This is a genomic window from Rosettibacter primus (genome assembly GCF_036860675.1).
Taxonomy (GTDB): Bacteria; Bacteroidota; Ignavibacteria; order Ignavibacteriales; family Melioribacteraceae; genus Rosettibacter; species Rosettibacter primus.
On sequence record NZ_JAYKGK010000001.1, the window covers coordinates 223,321 to 239,454 of the forward strand.

The 16,134-nt window shown below is 30.2% G+C and carries 17 protein-coding genes; all 17 read right to left on the reverse strand.

Going from position 1 to position 16,134, the window contains the following annotated elements; genetic code table 11:
- Position 1: 1 nt before the first annotated feature.
- The 17 genes from VJY32_RS01005 to mnmA all read right to left on the reverse strand — a co-directional run bounded on the left by VJY32_RS01005 (position 2) and on the right by mnmA (position 16,057).
- Entirely contained in the window at positions 2–232 is a 231-nt protein-coding gene (locus VJY32_RS01005; protein ID WP_353676010.1) for a DUF2795 domain-containing protein, read from the reverse strand.
- A 15-nt stretch (positions 233–247) separates the two neighbouring features.
- Entirely contained in the window at positions 248–1,174 is a 927-nt protein-coding gene (locus VJY32_RS01010) for a M23 family metallopeptidase (RefSeq protein ID WP_353676011.1), read from the reverse strand.
- A 66-nt stretch (positions 1,175–1,240) separates the two neighbouring features.
- Entirely contained in the window at positions 1,241–2,251 is a 1,011-nt protein-coding gene (gene hprK, locus VJY32_RS01015; RefSeq protein ID WP_353676012.1) for an HPr(Ser) kinase/phosphatase, read from the reverse strand.
- Positions 2,248–2,553, reverse strand: coding sequence for a ribosome hibernation-promoting factor, HPF/YfiA family (gene hpf, locus VJY32_RS01020; RefSeq protein ID WP_353676013.1), 306 nt, complete (start codon positions 2,551–2,553; stop codon positions 2,248–2,250). The genes hprK and hpf overlap by 4 nt, the downstream gene beginning before the upstream one ends.
- A gap of 2 nt (positions 2,554–2,555) precedes the next feature.
- Positions 2,556–3,455 carry a site-specific tyrosine recombinase/integron integrase gene (gene xerA, locus VJY32_RS01025; protein ID WP_353676014.1) on the reverse strand — a complete coding sequence of 300 codons (900 nt, stop codon included), beginning with the start codon at positions 3,453–3,455 and terminating at the stop codon, positions 2,556–2,558.
- Between the two features lie 15 nt (positions 3,456–3,470).
- Positions 3,471–5,690, reverse strand: a complete 2,220-nt coding sequence (gene topA, locus VJY32_RS01030; protein WP_353676015.1) for a type I DNA topoisomerase — start codon at positions 5,688–5,690, stop codon at positions 3,471–3,473.
- A gap of 11 nt (positions 5,691–5,701) precedes the next feature.
- Positions 5,702–6,157 carry a DUF494 family protein gene (locus VJY32_RS01035; protein ID WP_353676016.1) on the reverse strand — a complete coding sequence of 152 codons (456 nt, stop codon included), beginning with the start codon at positions 6,155–6,157 and terminating at the stop codon, positions 5,702–5,704.
- A gap of 1 nt (position 6,158) precedes the next feature.
- Positions 6,159–6,599, reverse strand: a complete 441-nt coding sequence (gene ybeY, locus VJY32_RS01040) for an rRNA maturation RNase YbeY (RefSeq protein ID WP_353676017.1) — start codon at positions 6,597–6,599, stop codon at positions 6,159–6,161.
- Between the two features lie 4 nt (positions 6,600–6,603).
- Positions 6,604–8,202, reverse strand: coding sequence for a S41 family peptidase (locus tag VJY32_RS01045; protein WP_353676018.1), 1,599 nt, complete (start codon positions 8,200–8,202; stop codon positions 6,604–6,606).
- 5 nt (positions 8,203–8,207) lie between these two features.
- On the reverse strand, positions 8,208–9,728 hold the full coding sequence (lysS, locus tag VJY32_RS01050) for a lysine--tRNA ligase (RefSeq protein WP_353676019.1): 1,521 nt from the start codon (positions 9,726–9,728) through the stop codon (positions 8,208–8,210).
- Complete coding sequence (gene dacB / locus VJY32_RS01055; protein ID WP_353676020.1) at positions 9,728–11,221, reverse strand: D-alanyl-D-alanine carboxypeptidase/D-alanyl-D-alanine endopeptidase; 1,494 nt, start codon at positions 11,219–11,221, stop codon at positions 9,728–9,730. The genes lysS and dacB overlap by 1 nt, the downstream gene beginning before the upstream one ends.
- Entirely contained in the window at positions 11,211–11,924 is a 714-nt protein-coding gene (locus VJY32_RS01060) for a pseudouridine synthase (protein WP_353676021.1), read from the reverse strand. Before VJY32_RS01060 ends, dacB begins: the two co-directional genes overlap by 11 nt.
- Positions 11,905–12,570: an SMC-Scp complex subunit ScpB gene (gene scpB / locus VJY32_RS01065; RefSeq protein ID WP_353676022.1), complete on the reverse strand. Its 666-nt coding sequence runs from the start codon at positions 12,568–12,570 to the stop codon at positions 11,905–11,907. Before scpB ends, VJY32_RS01060 begins: the two co-directional genes overlap by 20 nt.
- The gene (locus tag VJY32_RS01070; RefSeq protein ID WP_353676023.1) at positions 12,563–13,282 is read right to left on the reverse strand and encodes a segregation and condensation protein A; all 720 of its coding nucleotides are present in this window, start codon (positions 13,280–13,282) and stop codon (positions 12,563–12,565) included. Before VJY32_RS01070 ends, scpB begins: the two co-directional genes overlap by 8 nt.
- A gap of 1 nt (position 13,283) precedes the next feature.
- Positions 13,284–14,264, reverse strand: a complete 981-nt coding sequence (trpS, locus tag VJY32_RS01075; RefSeq protein WP_353676024.1) for a tryptophan--tRNA ligase — start codon at positions 14,262–14,264, stop codon at positions 13,284–13,286.
- A 61-nt stretch (positions 14,265–14,325) separates the two neighbouring features.
- Complete coding sequence (locus VJY32_RS01080) at positions 14,326–14,808, reverse strand: HNH endonuclease (protein ID WP_353676025.1); 483 nt, start codon at positions 14,806–14,808, stop codon at positions 14,326–14,328.
- 151 nt (positions 14,809–14,959) lie between these two features.
- The gene (gene mnmA, locus VJY32_RS01085) at positions 14,960–16,057 is read right to left on the reverse strand and encodes a tRNA 2-thiouridine(34) synthase MnmA (RefSeq protein WP_353676026.1); all 1,098 of its coding nucleotides are present in this window, start codon (positions 16,055–16,057) and stop codon (positions 14,960–14,962) included.
- Between the last annotated feature and the right edge of the window lie 77 nt (positions 16,058–16,134).

Here is a 16,134-nt window from a genome sequence, read left to right on the forward strand (position 1 = left end):
ATTATGATTTGAATTCATCATCGTCTGTGTAGAAGAAATCTTCGTCGCTGGGATAGTCAGGCCAGATATCTTCAATTGATTCGTAAGGTTCATCAGAATCCTCCAATTCCTGGAGGTTTTCAATTACTTCAATTGGAGCACCAATACGTTCTGCATAATCTATTAATTCTTCTTTTGTTGCAGGCCATGGAGCGTCATCTAAATAAGAAGCTAATTCGACGGTCCAGATCATAGTTTTAATCCCTCCTTATTTTTTTACAATATCAAAAAGATTAACATCTTCTAAAATAAAATTCAATGGATTAAGAGCAATTCCATCGTGTCGAACCTCATAATGCAAATGTGGTCCTGTAGTCAGAAATCCAGAATTGCCAGTCTTAGCAATTATATCACCACGGCTAATTTTTTGTCCTAATTTTACTTTTACACTTGATAAATGCGCATAAATTGTTCTATATCCAAAACCATGGTCGATTTCCAGGGTTAAACCAAAACCGCTTCTGTTTCCAATAAAATCTACAACCCCAGCACCTGGAGCATAAACATTTGTCCCTACATCTGTAATTATGTCTATTCCATTATGCATTCTTCTAATTTTTAGAATTGGATGAACCCTCATACCAAAATCATCAGCAATTGTTCCCGAACAAGGTTTTATCGCAGGTATTGATTCAAATAATTTTTCATTTTCTTTAAATTTATTAGAAATTTCTTCGTAATTATCTTTTTCTAATTTAATTTTTAAAGATACTTTATTAATATAAGAATCAAGTTTATCAAGGAAAGCAGAAAGTTCGCTTGGACTATTACTAGTTAATGGTGTAAATGAAGACCCTCCAGTACCATAAATTTCTTTATCATAAACTATTGGTTCTAGATTAGCAGCCAATCTTAAATCATGGCTCATTTCTGAAAGTTTAGATAAACGTTCATCTAAACTTTTATAACGCTCTACCATCTGGTAAAGTTTTTCTTTAAGCTCTTTGTTTGTCCTTTTTAATGCTCTGATTTCTGAATCTGGATTTAGAAACTCATTAAAAACAAAGTAAGTTCCAAACAAAAAAAATGAAATCAGAACAGAAAAAAAGACAACAAGAAATACAAACTTTTTATAAAAGTTCTGTATTTCTACAAATTTGAGCTTTGATTTTGAAAAGTAGTAAAATTTTTTCATATCTAAACTTGTGGTGCGAAAATAATAAATGAATATCTGTGTGTCAATAAATAATTTTATTAAATTTTATTCAAAATCATGTTCAAAATATTGAACTGTCCTGTCAAAATTTTCTCCTTTTTGTTTAATTAGAGTTACTAATCTCTCGTGAAAAACTTTAGCTGCATCGTATCCATAATGCTTTAACAAATAATTAATTGCAATTATTTCTGAGATTACAGTAATATTTTTCCCGGGAATAATTGGTAGTTTGATATAAGGTATTTCTACATCAAGTATTTTCATATAATTATCATCCAGACCAGTTCTTGTATAATCCTCTTTTTCATTCCAGATTTCAAGTTCAACTATTATTTCTAATCTTTTCTGAAATCTAATAGCTCTTACTCCAAACATACTTCTTACATCTACAATACCAATCCCACGTAACTCCATAAAATGTTTTACCAGTTCTGTACCTGAACCCATTAAAATTCCTTCTCCTTTTTTTGTAAGAATTACAACATCATCAGCTACAAGTCTATGACCTCTTTCCACTAAGTCTAAAGCTACTTCGCTTTTGCCTATTCCAGACTTTCCAGTAAATAAAATTCCAACTCCATAAACATCAACAAAGGAACCGTGAATGGTTATTCTTGGGGCAAATTGGTCATCTAAGAAATCTCCAATCAAATAAATTAATTTTGTAGTTGAATAATCTGAACCAAATATTGGAATTTTATACTGATTTGCTAATTCAAGCATTTCGGGAGGTGGTAAATTGCCATTTGTAATAATCACACAAGGGATATTAAACTTAAAAATATTTTCAAGCGATTTTCTTTTTTCTTCTGTTTTCAGATTATGAAGATAACTCATCTCGGTATTGCCGAATATCTGAATCCTGTTGTAAGCAAATAAATCTAAAAATCCTGCAAGTGGTAAACCAGGACGATGAAGATTCTGGTCTTTAATTAATCTATCAAAACCAACCTCTTCATTAAGAAGCCGTAATTTAAATCTGTCTTTTGTATTCTTAAAGAAAAAGTCGACAGTAATACTTTCTTTTCTTGTGATATTTCTATCATCAAGTTTCATGACCTTTTCCTGGCTATTCTTTTTGTTTTCACCTTTTCAAGTTGTCTAACTAATTTATCAACAGCACCACTAACAGACTTTTCAAAATCATCACTAGATTGAGCCACTGAGATTGTCTTGTGTGGAATTTGTAAAATTATTTCTGCAGTTTTTATACTATCCTCAGGTTTTGTATAACTTAGAATTACATCAACATCAAGAATTTGATCATTGAATTTTTCTAAGGATTTAATTTCTTCCTTGATAAAATTTTTTAATGATTCTTTAGCTCTGAATTTTCGTGATGTAATTTTAATATTCATAACTACTCCTTTAATGATTTTGGATGGGCTTGTTTATATATTTTTTTAAGCCGTTCTATACTAACATGAGTATAAATTTGTGTTGTTGATAAATTTTCATGACCAAGAATTTCTTTGACTGCTAATAAATCTGCATCTCTATCCAGCATATGTGTAGCAGCACTATGTCGAAGTATATGCGGACTTTTCCTTTTTATTTCAATTTCTTTTAAAAAATACTTAACCAATCTATAAACAAAAAAACGATTTATTCTCCTCCCTTCATCGTCCACAAATAAAGCATTATTATTATTATCATTTCGAGAATTAATGTAATCCCGAATTATTGGAAGTGATTTAGTTCCCAAAGGAACTATTCTTACTTTAGAACCTTTTCCCAAGATTCTTATATTCATTTTTTTAATATCAACATCTTCGATATTCAGATTGCATAATTCTGAAACACGTAATGCACATCCATACAACAGTTCAAATATAGCTTTATTTCTTTTCCTCTGCTCTGGATTTTTAATTTTCTTTTCTATTGTAATTAAAATTTCTTCATAAAAATTACTGCTTATTGTTTCTGGGAGTTTTCTCTGAATTTTTGGATTAGAAATTTTTTTTACAGGATTACTATTAATTATATCATTTTTTATACCGAAATCAAATAATTTTCGAAGTGCTGATAATTTTCTGGCAACCGAGCTTTTTGAATACTTCTTTTCATTTAAAATCATTAAGTAAGATTTAATATGTCGTTCATTAATCTGGTTTATAGATGTTATTTCACATTCATTACAAAATTGAACAAAATCATTCAGGTCACTTTTGTAAGCTGTAAGTGTGTTTTCTGAAACTCGTGCAACACCAGAGAGTTCAGTTAAAAAATTTTCAATTATTTTTGAAATGTTATTTGTCATTTAAGCCACTATAAATTAAATAAATTCTTCCTCTTCTGAAATTACTTCGTTTTCAGATTTTGGAAGTTTCCATGTGGCATAATCGCAATCAGGGTATCTACTGCAGCTATAGAATAATCTTCCCTTTTTTGTTTTACGAGCAGTTAATTCTCCTTCTTTGCATTTTGGACATTGAATGCCAGTAGTAATTACTTTTGTATAATCACACTCAGGATATTTTTCACAGCCAATAAATCTTCCAAATTTACCTTCTCGGAAAACTGTTCTTGAACCACATTTGGGACATGTCTCGCCAGTAAATTTAGGTTCATTATTTTCGTTATTCAATTCTTTTAAGGATTTAATGTTTTTGCACTCAGGATAATTTGTACATGCTAAAAATTTTCCATATCTGCCTATTTTCAATTCCATATCAGAGCCGCATTTATCGCATTTTATTTTTTCTAAATTTGCTTCTACTTTACTTAATGTTTCCGAAAAAGGTTTATAAAAATCATTCAAGACTTTGATATAATCAATTTCTCCTTCTGCTATTGAATCTAATTCTTCTTCCATCTTAGCTGTAAATCCAACATCGAAAATGTTTGGGAAATTTTTTATTAAAATATCATTGACTTTTCTACCAAGCGGTGTAGGAATCAATTTTCTATCAACCTGTTCAACATAATTTCTATCAATTATTGTACTTACAATTAAAGCATATGTACTTGGTCTTCCAATTCCATTGCTTTCAAGTTCTTTAATTAATGAACTTTCTGTATATCGTGCAGGTGGTTTTGTAAAATGTTGATTAGGTGTAATCTCAATTAGATTTAATGATTGATTTACATTTAATTTAGCTGGAATCTTATATCCATTTCCATTTTCATCTGTTGCATCTTCTTTCGATTCATCATAAAGTTTAAGAAATCCATCAAACAAGACTGTAGTACCCGAAGCTCTAAACAAATATTCATTAGCTTTTATGTTAACTGTTGTACTTTCAATTCTTGCTGATTCCATTTGTGATGCAATGAATCTTTTCCATATTAATTCATATAATTTATATTGCGATTCATCTAAATAAGGTTTAACATATTCGGGAGTGTATTTAAGAGAAGTTGGGCGAATAGCTTCGTGTGCATCTTGAACATTTTTCTTTTTTGATTCATATGTTCTTGCCTTTTCAGGAAGATATTCTTCACCAAAATTTTCTTTAATAAAAATTCTTGCATCATTTAGAATTTCATCACTCAAACGAGTAGAATCTGTTCTCATATAAGTAATTAAACCTGTTAAACCATCGCTTCCAATTTCAACACCTTCATAAAGTTGCTGAGCAATCATCATTGTTCTGCGGGGACGAAATCTTAGCTGTCTTGAAGCTTCAACTTGCAATGTACTTGTAATAAACGGCGGATAGGGATTTTTTCGAAATTCTTTTTTATTAACATCGGCAATAATATATTGATTAATATTTCTAATTTTATTTACGATTTCTTCAGCTAAATCTTTCTTGGTTATTGCAAAATTAGTTTTCAAAAATTCATTCCATTCATCCTCTGTCATCTCTGGTTTAGGAGGAATTTTAATTTGTTTCCCATCTACCTCAAAAAGTTTTGCTTTAATTTCTTCTCCTGATTCTGTAGTGAATACTGCTGTGATTGACCAGTATTCTGTTGGGATAAACTTCTCTATCTCCTCTTCCCTTTCACAAATTAATCTAAGTGCAACAGATTGAACTCTTCCAGCAGATAATGAACTACCGTATGAATCTATGACAGCTTTCCAGAGAAATGGACTTACTTTATAGCCAATGATTCTATCCATCACTCTACGAGCCCTTTGAGAACTTACAAGTTTAGCATCAATCTTTAGTGGATTTTGAAGTGCTTCGTTAACAGCTTTTTTTGTAATCTCATTAAAAAGTACTCGATGAATTTTTTCTTTGTTTTTTCCATCTAGAATATCTGCAACATCTTGAGCAATTGCTTCTCCTTCTCTATCAGGGTCTGTAGCAATAAATATTTTATTTGACTTATCAGCAAGACTTTTAATTTTTTTTATTATATCGCTTTTGCCACGAATTACGACAAGATTAGGTTGAAAATTATTTTCAATGTCTATGCCTAATTTTGTTTTAGGCAAATTTTTAATATGCCCAACCGTAGCTTCGACAATATATTTATTTCCAACATACTTATTTATAGTTTTTGCTTTGGAGGGAGACTCCACAACAATTAAGTCTTTGCCCATTATTTTCACCATTAATTGACTGAATCGGAAGTATATAAAAGAACCCTGCTGCCAGGTGGAACTATCATGTGATTATCTATAATCGATAACAGAACTAACCAATTAATATCATTTTTTGTTATTTGGTTTTCAGGGAATAAAAAAATCTGGTCAAGTATCTCTTCCATTGTTTCAGAATTAATTAAACCTACATTATAAAGATGCAATAGATAATTATAATTGTCAGTTCCTAAGATTTCTTTTTCTTCTTCTGTTAAAAATCTTACCCCGGTTTTATTCCTGGATTCATTTTCTAATTTACTTTTTTCAAACGTAATTTTATCAAAAAGTAAGCTGAATGCAATACTTAAAGTTTGCTTATCATATTTTTTCTTTTTCATAAAATTTTGATTCAATTCTTCAATTGTATAACCCTGTCCAATGCCTTCAAGTATTTTTGTTAATATGTCAACAATTTTTGAATTCATACTATTTAGTTAATTCTCCTAATTTTTTTGTCCTTTTAACAAGTAAATCTTCTATCTGTTTCATTTTTTTTCTTTGTGATGTTTTAATATCATCATAACCTATCAAATGCAATATCCCGTGAATAATCAATCTTCTTAATTCATCTTCATATTTCACTTTATAAATTTTAGCATTTTCTTTTGCTGCTTCACAACATATAAATATCTCTGCATCTAAATTATAATTTTCATCTGAATAATTAAAGGAAATAACATCGGTCAAATAATCATGGTTCAAATAATTTTTGTTAATAGTTAAAATTGTATCTGGTTTTACAAAGTTTATTTCCAAATTTTTTATAGAAAGATTGAATTCATTTTTGATAAAATGCACTAATCTATGAACGGCTTTTTTATTTATTAAAATATTTTTTTCTTTATTTACATATAAACTTTTAATCAAAATTTCACCTTATCATTTCTTCAGCTTCTTTAAAATGTTGAATTGCTTTTTGAAACTGTCTATCACTCATTAAGATAACTGAATACCAGCCTTCATCTCTATATATATCTCTTGCAACAAATGCTTTTAATCTTGTTTTTGTAATTTCTTTATCTTTCAGATAATCATCATAATTAAATTTTATTTTCTGTTCTTTAACAAAATCGATAAATGTTTTCATATCATCTTCTGAAAAATTAAATTCACGAATAAACTTTTGCATATCATGCTTATATATTTGTCTTAAAACTTCTCCTTTTTTATCCATATATTTTCTTACATAAAGATAGTAGAGATTATTTTTCCTTAGTTCTATTGAGAATTCAGAATCCTTATAATTTTCTACAATATAGTCAGGTGTGATTCCATTCCCGGCATGTACTTTTCGTCCATTTTTTGTTTTATATATTTCTTTCGAATTATTCTTTTCAAGAGAATGGTCAACATTATTTGAATCAAATTCAACTCTTTCATAAAGTTCTTTGTAATAATTTTTTTTGTCTTTATAACTTCTTTGTATAGCTCTGCCTGAAGGAGTATAATATTTTGCTATTGTGATTCTAACTGCTGAATTATCTGGCAAAACAATTTGACGCTGAACCAAGCCTTTGCCAAAAGTTGTTTCGCCAACAATTAATCCTCTATCCCAATCTTGAATTGCACCTGCTACAATTTCACTTGCAGAAGCAGAACCACGATTAACAAGAACTATCAAAGGAATTTTTTCATATGGATATTCTTTTTCTGCTCGATATTCTTCATTGAATTCATCTAATCTTCCTTTTGTGTAAACAATTAATTTTTTATCATCAATAAATAAATCAGCTATTTGAACTGCTTGTTCAAGATATCCACCAGGATTATTTCTTAAATCGAGAACGAGTTTTTTCATTCCGGATGAATATAATTTTTTCAATGCATCAATCATTTCTTTTGTTGAAGTTTCGGCAAATCTGTTTAAGCTTATGTATCCAATATCTTTATTATAAATTAGGGATGCATTGACCGAGTAGATATTTATAGTATCTCTCACAATACTAAAATTTATTTGCTTTCCAACTGAGGGACGATATACCGTAACTTCAACTTTTGTTCCTTTTTTACCTCTAAGTGATTTAATCACTTGTTCATTGGTAAAACCAATGCAACTTTTACCATTTATTTTTATAATTCTGTCGCCTGAAAGTATTCCGACTAATTCACTCGGTCCTCCTGTAATTGGTGAAACTACAACAACAGTATCTTTAATTATCTGAAACTCTATACCAATACCTTCAAAGTTTCCGCGAAATTCTTCTTCTGATACTTGTTGTTCTTGAGGCGAAATATAAACTGTATGCGGGTCAAGATTACTGAACATTCCTTCAATAGCATCTTCAACAAGTTTTTCTCTTTTAAGTGTATCAATGTAAAAGCTCTCGGTATATCTTAAAACATTTTCTAATTTCTTGATTTGTAAATTTTGTCTGGTTGTCAAAAATCTATTAAGCTGCAAACCAATATAAATTCCAAGAAGTAATGTAATGATTACAGCTGGTGAATATTTCAATAAATTTTTTTTCATCTTATTTATTTTTCTGGCTTCATTTGTGGAAATAAAATTACATCACGAATTGATGGTTGATTCGTAAGCAGCATTACCAATCTATCAATTCCTATTCCTAAACCAGCAGTCGGGGGCATTCCATATTCAAGAGCTCTTAAAAAATCTTCATCTATCTGATGTGCCTCTTCATCGCCAGCTTCTCTCATCTTAGCCTGTTCTTCAAATCTCTTTCTCTGGTCAATTGGATCATTCAATTCGCTGAATGCATTGCAAATTTCTCTTCCAAGCACAAAACCTTCAAATCGTTCAACAAGACCTTCTTTACTTCGATGTTTTTTTGCAAGGGGGGAAAGTTCAATTGGATAATCCATAACAAAAGTTGGTTGAATTAGCTGCGGTTGAATTGTTACTTCAAATAGTTCATCAATTAATTTACCTTTGCTTTCACCACCTTTAATTTCAATTCCTCTTTGCTTAACAGCTTTTACTAATTCTTCATATGATGCAGTCAGAACATCAATACCTGTATAATTTTTTAATTCATCAACCATAGAAATTCTTTTCCAAGGAGGATTAAAATTTATATTATTGCCTTCAATTTCAAATTCTGTTTTTCCAAAAACATTTACACAAACAGCAGAAATCATCTTTTCAACAAAATCCATCATCCAGAAGTAATCTTTATATGCAACATATAATTCAAGCATTGTAAATTCTGGATTATGAGTTTTGTCCATTCCTTCATTTCGGAAATCCTTAGAAATTTCATAAACACCATCAAAACCACCAACAATTAATCTTTTAAGATAAAGTTCATCTGCAATTCTCAAATAAAGGTCAATATCAAGAGCATTGTGATGAGTTATAAATGGTCTTGCAGTTGCTCCGCCATACAAAGGTTGAAGGACAGGAGTCTCCACTTCAAGAATATTATTACTGTCTAAAAATTTTCTTAATTCAGTAATAATTTTAGCTCTTGTAATAAAAACTTTTTTAACATCCGGATTAACAATCAAATCAACATATCGCTGTCTGTAGCGGAGTTCTTTATCTGCAAACTGATCGTAAATAATTTTATTTCCATTTTCATCTATTACCTCTTTAGCAATTGGAATTGGTCTTAATGATTTAGCAAGCAATTGATATGATTTGCAATGGACAGAAATTTCTCCTGTTTTTGTTTTAAAAACATATCCTTCAACACCGATTATATCGCCAATATCAAGAAGTTTAAAGATATCATAAATATCACCGAGGTCATCTTTTTTCAAGTAGATTTGTATTCTTCCTTCATTATCCTGAATGTGAGCAAATGTAGCTTTCCCCATTCTTCTTAAAGTCATGATTCTGCCTGCAATTCTAACATCCTTGCCTTCATAATTCACATAATTATTTTTAATATTCATTGAATAATTATTTACATCATAACTATAAGCATAAGGAAGAATGCCTTTTGAAATAAGTTCGTTTAGTTCTTCATAACGTCTTTGAATTAATGAATTATACTCTTGTTCAAAATTGAAGTTTTCCAAATTATCCTCCATTAATTTCTTACAAAATTTGCCAATTTATTGCAGATATTATCTTGAATGTAGTTTACCAGGCTTGAAGGTGATAAAAAATTGTTGATTAGTATAGAAAATGCTAAATATTCTCCTGAAACTGTTTTAACATAACCAGAGAGAGAAGAACTGTAAGCACTAAATCCAGCTTTAGCTCTAACATTATTTTGAGCAGCTGTTTTTATCATTCTATCAGAAAGAGTTCCATCAACCCCTGCAATTGGAAGTGAATCATAAAAGTAGTTAAAAACATTTGATTTATACATGTAACTCAACAGATTTACAATTTGACGAGGTGTAACAAGATTTAATTGCGATAAACCTGAGCCATCAACCATAACAAGATTATCTATGTTAATTCCAATCTGGTTAAATAAATCTTTGCATGCTTTAATTCCATTTTCGGATGTTCCATAACCATAAATTTCTAAACCAATAGTTTTTAATATTTGCTCTGCATAAAAATTATTACTGTTTTTATTCAATTCTTTAATAATCATTCTTAATGGGACTGATTGATGGTTGATTAATGGGATTAGATTCTGATAGATAATAATTTTTTCTGAAGTATTAACACTACCAATTTTACCTTTAACAATAATCCCTTTTTTCTCAAGAACTTCTTTAAAGACTGTCAAAAAAAACATAGTTGGATCTGAAATAGAAATATTTTCGACAACTGGCTTAGAATTTTTCTTAATCTTTCCTGTTATGCTTATTAAGTTTGTTCCTCTCAGTCTTGATACTTTAATAGTTTGTTCTTCTGAATTACTAACAGTTAATACTTTGCTGATTACAGTAACATATTTTGTATCAGGATTAATTTTAATATTTGCTGGAAAATTTAATTCTCCTGGAGTAATTGTGATTTCAATTGAATTATCATTAAAGCTGAGAGCACCCGAAGGAGCAGAAAACCAGAAAGATTCATAATCCGATAACCAGCCTTTCCCCAGTCCAATATTATCGAAATATGAATCATCCCCAAAAATATTTCCTTCAATTTGAGTAATTCCTTTTGCAAGCAAACTATCAGCCCATTGTTCAAATATATTTGTAGTATTTCCCGGAAAAAAGCGATTAGAAATTGTTGGGTCACCTGTTCCCTGAATTATTAAATCTCCTTGCAGCACACCATTTTTAATAATTCCATTCGCATATAGATTAGTTTCATAAACATAATTATATCCTAAAAGAATTAGTGCTGCCGAAGAAGTAAATAATTTCATATTTGATGCAGGTACAAAAAGTTTATCTGCATTTCTTTTATAGATTACATCGCCGGTTTTTAATGAGCGAATATATGCACCACAAAAAGAATTATTAAAACTTGGGTCATTAAAAGAATCATCTAATTGTTCTCGAAGTTCATTTAATGAATAAAAATTAGAAGTATTCTTTTTATCTAAAGTATCTTTTTGAGCAAAAGCGAATGTTGCAAATAAAAATGTAATTAATAATACCTTATCTACCATAAGTTTTATACACATTCTGAATTTCTGTAAAGCTTAATTTTCTATAACTTCCTCTTGGAAGATTTTGAAGTGTAAAAGTTCCAAATCGAATGCGTTCAAGTTCTTCGACATGATAACCTAATGCACCAAACATTCTTTTCACAAAACGATTTCTCCCTTCAACTGTAGTAACTTTGATTTTTTTATAATCCCCTTTTCGAAAAAAATTGATTTCTTCAAATTTGCTTTTTCTTTTGTCGAGATAAATTCCTGTTAATAATTTTTCTTTGTCCTTAACTTCTAAATCTCGATTCAATAATACCTTGTATTCTCTTGGAATTTGATTTGAAGGGTGAGTTAAAAAGTTTGCAAAATCACCGTCATTAGTTAAAATTAAAACGCCGGTAGTATCGTAATCGAGACGACCAACTGGAAATATTTTATGCTGAGTGTTAATTAAATCAGTTACTTTTTTTCTTTTCTTTTCATCACTTGTTGTTGTGATATAACCTTTAGGTTTATTCAATAAAAAATAAACTTTCTTTTCTAATTTTAATTTTTCACCGTCGAGTGTAACAATATCATTATCTGTATCAATAACGAACGAAAGCTGATTTACAGATTTACCATTAACAGCAACTCGTCCTTCAAGAATAAAACTTTCAGATTTTCTTCTCGAAGCTATACCACATTCTGCAATAAATTTATTCAAACGCATTTTCATTTTCTTCATCACCTTCAGAATCTGAATGAGAATCTTCTTCTAAGTTTTCTTCTACTTCGTTCATCATAATTCTTCTTTTTTGTTCCTGAAAATCTTCATCTTTCATAATCTCTTCAATTTCTCGGGGTTTGGGCAAATCAGAAATATTTCTTAAGCCAAAATATTTCAGGAATTCATCTGTTGTAACATAAAGAAGAGGTCTTCCAACAGTATCGGCTCTTCCCTGAATTGTAATTAAATTTTTTTCGAGCAATGTATTCAATGTATAATCTGAGTTTACTCCTCTAATTAATTCAAGTTCTGGTTTTGTAATTGGTTGTTTATAAGCAATGATAGCCAGTGTTTCCAGTGCAGCTTGACTTAATCTTCTTTTGCTTTTTTCTGTAGATAAATACCCGACATATTTTGCATGGTCTGGTTTTGTAGCATAAACATATCCGTTAGCAATTTTAAGAATAACAAAAGCATTTCCGTTTTGGTTATATTTTTCATTTAATTGGTCTACAGTTTTTTCCACATCTTCTTCTGTAATTTCAATATCAGCTCCATCAATTTCTTTAATTGCATTAATAATTTCTTTAGCAGGAATTGGATCGTCTGCTGCAAAAATCAATGCTTCTACAACTGATATGTATGCATTATCCATTGTTTAATCCATAGATTATGAAATCATTAAATCCCGAAGATTCTTTCAAACCTATTTGACCAGATTTTACCATCTCTAACATGGCAATGAATGTTACAATTATTCTGATTTTATTTTTCATTTCTTTCATCAGTTCATGAAAAGTGATTTGTGTTTTTTCTTTAAGTTTTTTTGAAATGTAATCCATTTGTTCTTCAATTGTAACATTCCACTTTTGGATTTGATGAACAGGTTGTTCGACTCTATCGAGTAGAACTTTTTTAAATGCTTTCATTAAATCATATATTGTAATATTCCTTAATAATGTTTCATAATTTGTTGCTGATTCTTTGCTGTCATATTCAAAATTTCCTCTAAAGTTATAATTTCTCATATTAGATTCCATAAAGCTCAATTCTTCAGACATTTCTTTATAACGTTTATATTCGAGCAAAGCTTTTACCAAATCGGCACGAGGGTCAATTTCTTCTCCTTTCTCATCAACTTCTTTAGGCAAAAGCATCTTTACTTTTATTTGCATTAAAGTTGCAGCCATGAGAATAAAATCACCTGCAATTTCAAGGTCGAGCTGTTCCAGCATTTTAAGATAATCCATAAAATCCTTTGTAATCTTAGAAATAGGAATATCATAAATATTCAGCTCGTCTCTCTTAATAAAAAATAAGAGAAGGTCAAGCGGTCCTTCGAAATGTGAAAGTTTGATTTTATACACTTTAACCCAACTTCATTTTTGAACGAACTTCTTCCATAGTTGCCGAAGCAGTCACTTTAGCTTTTCTTTCACCTTCAGTTAAAATTTCTTTAACCTGTTCAATATTATTTTCATAAAATTTTCTTTTTTCGATTATTGGTTCTAAGAATAAATTTATTTTATCTGCACATTTAGATTTACATTCAACACAACCAAGAGAACCACTGCGACAATTTTTTTCAATTTCATCTGTTTCTTCTGGATTAAATTTTTTATGATAAGTAAAAACAAGACAAATTTCTGGCCTGCCCGGATCATTTTTTCTAACCTTCAATGGGTCCGTAACAGCCTTTCTTAATTTTTGATTAACTGTATCAGGTTCATCGGAAAGTAAAATAGTATTTCCAAGAGATTTGCTCATTTTTGCATTTCCATCTAAACCTGGGAGTCTGGCAAAATTCGAAAGCAAAGCTTCTGGTTCAGGAAAAACTTCGCCATATTGATTATTAAAACGTCGTGCAATTTCTCTTGTAATTTCAATGTGAGGAACCTGATCTTCACCAACTGGAACGGCTTCCCCTTTATACAATAAAATATCAGCAGCCTGTAAAACTGGATAACCTAAATGCCCATAAACAATATTTTCAATATTTAAATCTCTTACCTGTTCTTTCAGTGTTGGATTTCTTTCAAGTCTTGCTTTTGTTATTAACATGGAAAAAATAAGAAATAATTCTGCATGTTCTTTAATTTGAGACTGTCTGAAAAATGGACTTTTATTTGGGTCTAATCCACAAGCCAACCAATCTATAACCATTTCAATAGTATTATTATAAATATCATCAGTAGATAAATCCGTAGTAAGAACATGATAGTCAGCTATTAAATGATAGCTATCATATTCATCCTGTAATTTAATCCAGTTTTCAAGAGCACCTACATAGTGACCGAGATGAAGCTTTCCAGTAGGTCTCATGCCGCTTAAAATTCTCTTTTTTGCCATATATTATTGGAAATATTAATTAATGTGGTTACAAAAATAATGAAAAAAAAGTTACTTATGCTTATTGAAATAGGTAAGGCTTCCAGGTTTCTTCTATTCTACTTACTGTAGATTTAATAAACATTATATGATTTGGAGCATAAGGTTTAATGCGAAGTTTCATTCCTGCTTCTTCCGGGGTTCTATCCCCTTTCTTATTATTGCAAGGAAGACATGCAGCTACAAGATTTTCCCAGCTGTCATCCCCGCCTTTTGATTTAGGAATTACATGGTCAATGGTTAATGGTAAATCTCCTCTGCCGCAATAAGCACATTTGTGTCCATCTCTTTTTAAAATGTTTCTTCGAGTAAGTATAATTTTTTTATAAGGAACTTTTACGAAGTCATTTAATCTGATAACACTGGGCCATGGATATGTTCTGGAAACTGTATGAATTTTTTTGCGTTCGTTATCTGCTACTAATTCAGCTTTGCCTAAAAGAATTAATATAATTGCCTTTTTTACATTGCATATAGTTAAAGGCTCGTAACTTTGGTTGAGCAATAAAACTCTTGCATTAAGCGAACCGTTTGAATTGAATTTCCGTTCGAAGATTTTCCTCCGAATTTATATATAATTTTTAATGTATTAATAATATTTCCTTTTCTTTGTTACAAATATCGTAAACTGAACTAAATAATGAAAGAGCAAAAAACTAGTTATTGGAAATTACACCTCCTGCAAGTAAATATCCTTTGCCATCATAAAGAACTAAAGATTGACCAGGTGTTACGGCATTTTTAGGGTCAATAAATCTCACATGAATTTTATTTTGGTCTGAATAAATTACTTCTGCTGCCGTTGCTTTGTCGGAGTATCTAATTTTACCAAAAACTATTTCTCCTTTTTTAAGTTCTGCTCTACTAACATAATTTACATCAAGTGCTTTTACATCTTTTTGAAGTAATTCTTCTTTATCTCCAATTTCTATAATGTTCAAAGTAGAATCAACTTTTTTTACATAAACAGGTTTTCCAACTGCAACTCCTAATCCTCTTCTTTGACCAACAGTGTAAAATGGGATACCTTTATGTTTTCCAATAATTTTCCCATGATAAATTATATCTCCTTCTTGAAGATTATTAATTACATCAGGGATTTTTTCTCTCAAAAATCTTTCGTAATTGTTATCAGCTACAAAACATATTTCCTGACTATCCGGTTTAGCAGCTGTTTTAAGACCCAATTCTTCTGCTAATTTTCTAACTTCAGTTTTCTTCATATTTCCGAGAGGAAAAATTGTTCTGCTTAAGCTTTCTTGAGTTAAACCCCATAGAGCATAAGTTTGGTCTTTAGGATTATCTTCAGAATGTTTTAATGTATATCTTCTTTCTTTTTCATTGTATTCGATTATAGCATAATGTCCTGTGGCAACAAATTTTGCATCGAGAGAATCCGCTTTCTTAAGTAGTTCTTCCCATTTTATTTTTCTATTGCAAACAACACAGGGATTTGGTGTTCTTCCAGATAAATATTCTTCCACAAAATTATCTATAACAGATTTTTCAAATGCCTTAGTAAAGTCAACTGTATAATGAGGAATATCAAGAACATCAGCTACATTTTTAGCATCAAAAATTGCATCAAGGGAACAGCAGCCCGATTCAAATTTTGGTGCACCACCTACTTCCATAAAGCCCCATGTTTTCATAGTTATTCCAATAACATCATAACCCTGCTTTTTGAGCAGAGCTGCTGCAACCGATGAATCCACACCTCCACTCATTGCAACTATTACTCTTTTATCGTTCACGATTAATCCTTTCTAATTTTTTTCATTTAACAACAAAAATATAAAATAAGTTTAGAATGAGAACATATAAAAATTCA

What these genes read in the sequence shown, in the direction of transcription:
- trpS (WP_353676024.1), bottom strand. Translation starts at nt 14,264, where the DNA reads ATGGCAAAAAAGAGAATTTTAAGCGGCATGAGACCTACTGGAAAGCTT.
- VJY32_RS01010 (WP_353676011.1), bottom strand. Translation starts at nt 1,174, where the DNA reads ATGAAAAAATTTTACTACTTTTCAAAATCAAAGCTCAAATTTGTAGAA.
- hpf (WP_353676013.1), bottom strand. Translation starts at nt 2,553, where the DNA reads ATGAATATTAAAATTACATCACGAAAATTCAGAGCTAAAGAATCATTA.
- VJY32_RS01035 (WP_353676016.1), bottom strand. Translation starts at nt 6,157, where the DNA reads ATGAATTCAAAAATTGTTGACATATTAACAAAAATACTTGAAGGCATT.
- hprK (WP_353676012.1), bottom strand. Translation starts at nt 2,251, where the DNA reads ATGAAACTTGATGATAGAAATATCACAAGAAAAGAAAGTATTACTGTC.
- lysS (WP_353676019.1), bottom strand. Translation starts at nt 9,728, where the DNA reads ATGGAGGATAATTTGGAAAACTTCAATTTTGAACAAGAGTATAATTCA.
- VJY32_RS01005 (WP_353676010.1), bottom strand. Translation starts at nt 232, where the DNA reads ATGATCTGGACCGTCGAATTAGCTTCTTATTTAGATGACGCTCCATGG.
- xerA (WP_353676014.1), bottom strand. Translation starts at nt 3,455, where the DNA reads ATGACAAATAACATTTCAAAAATAATTGAAAATTTTTTAACTGAACTC.
- VJY32_RS01060 (WP_353676021.1), bottom strand. Translation starts at nt 11,924, where the DNA reads ATGAAAATGCGTTTGAATAAATTTATTGCAGAATGTGGTATAGCTTCG.
- topA (WP_353676015.1), bottom strand. Translation starts at nt 5,690, where the DNA reads ATGGGCAAAGACTTAATTGTTGTGGAGTCTCCCTCCAAAGCAAAAACT.
- scpB (WP_353676022.1), bottom strand. Translation starts at nt 12,570, where the DNA reads ATGGATAATGCATACATATCAGTTGTAGAAGCATTGATTTTTGCAGCA.
- VJY32_RS01045 (WP_353676018.1), bottom strand. Translation starts at nt 8,202, where the DNA reads ATGAAAAAAAATTTATTGAAATATTCACCAGCTGTAATCATTACATTA.
- dacB (WP_353676020.1), bottom strand. Translation starts at nt 11,221, where the DNA reads ATGGTAGATAAGGTATTATTAATTACATTTTTATTTGCAACATTCGCT.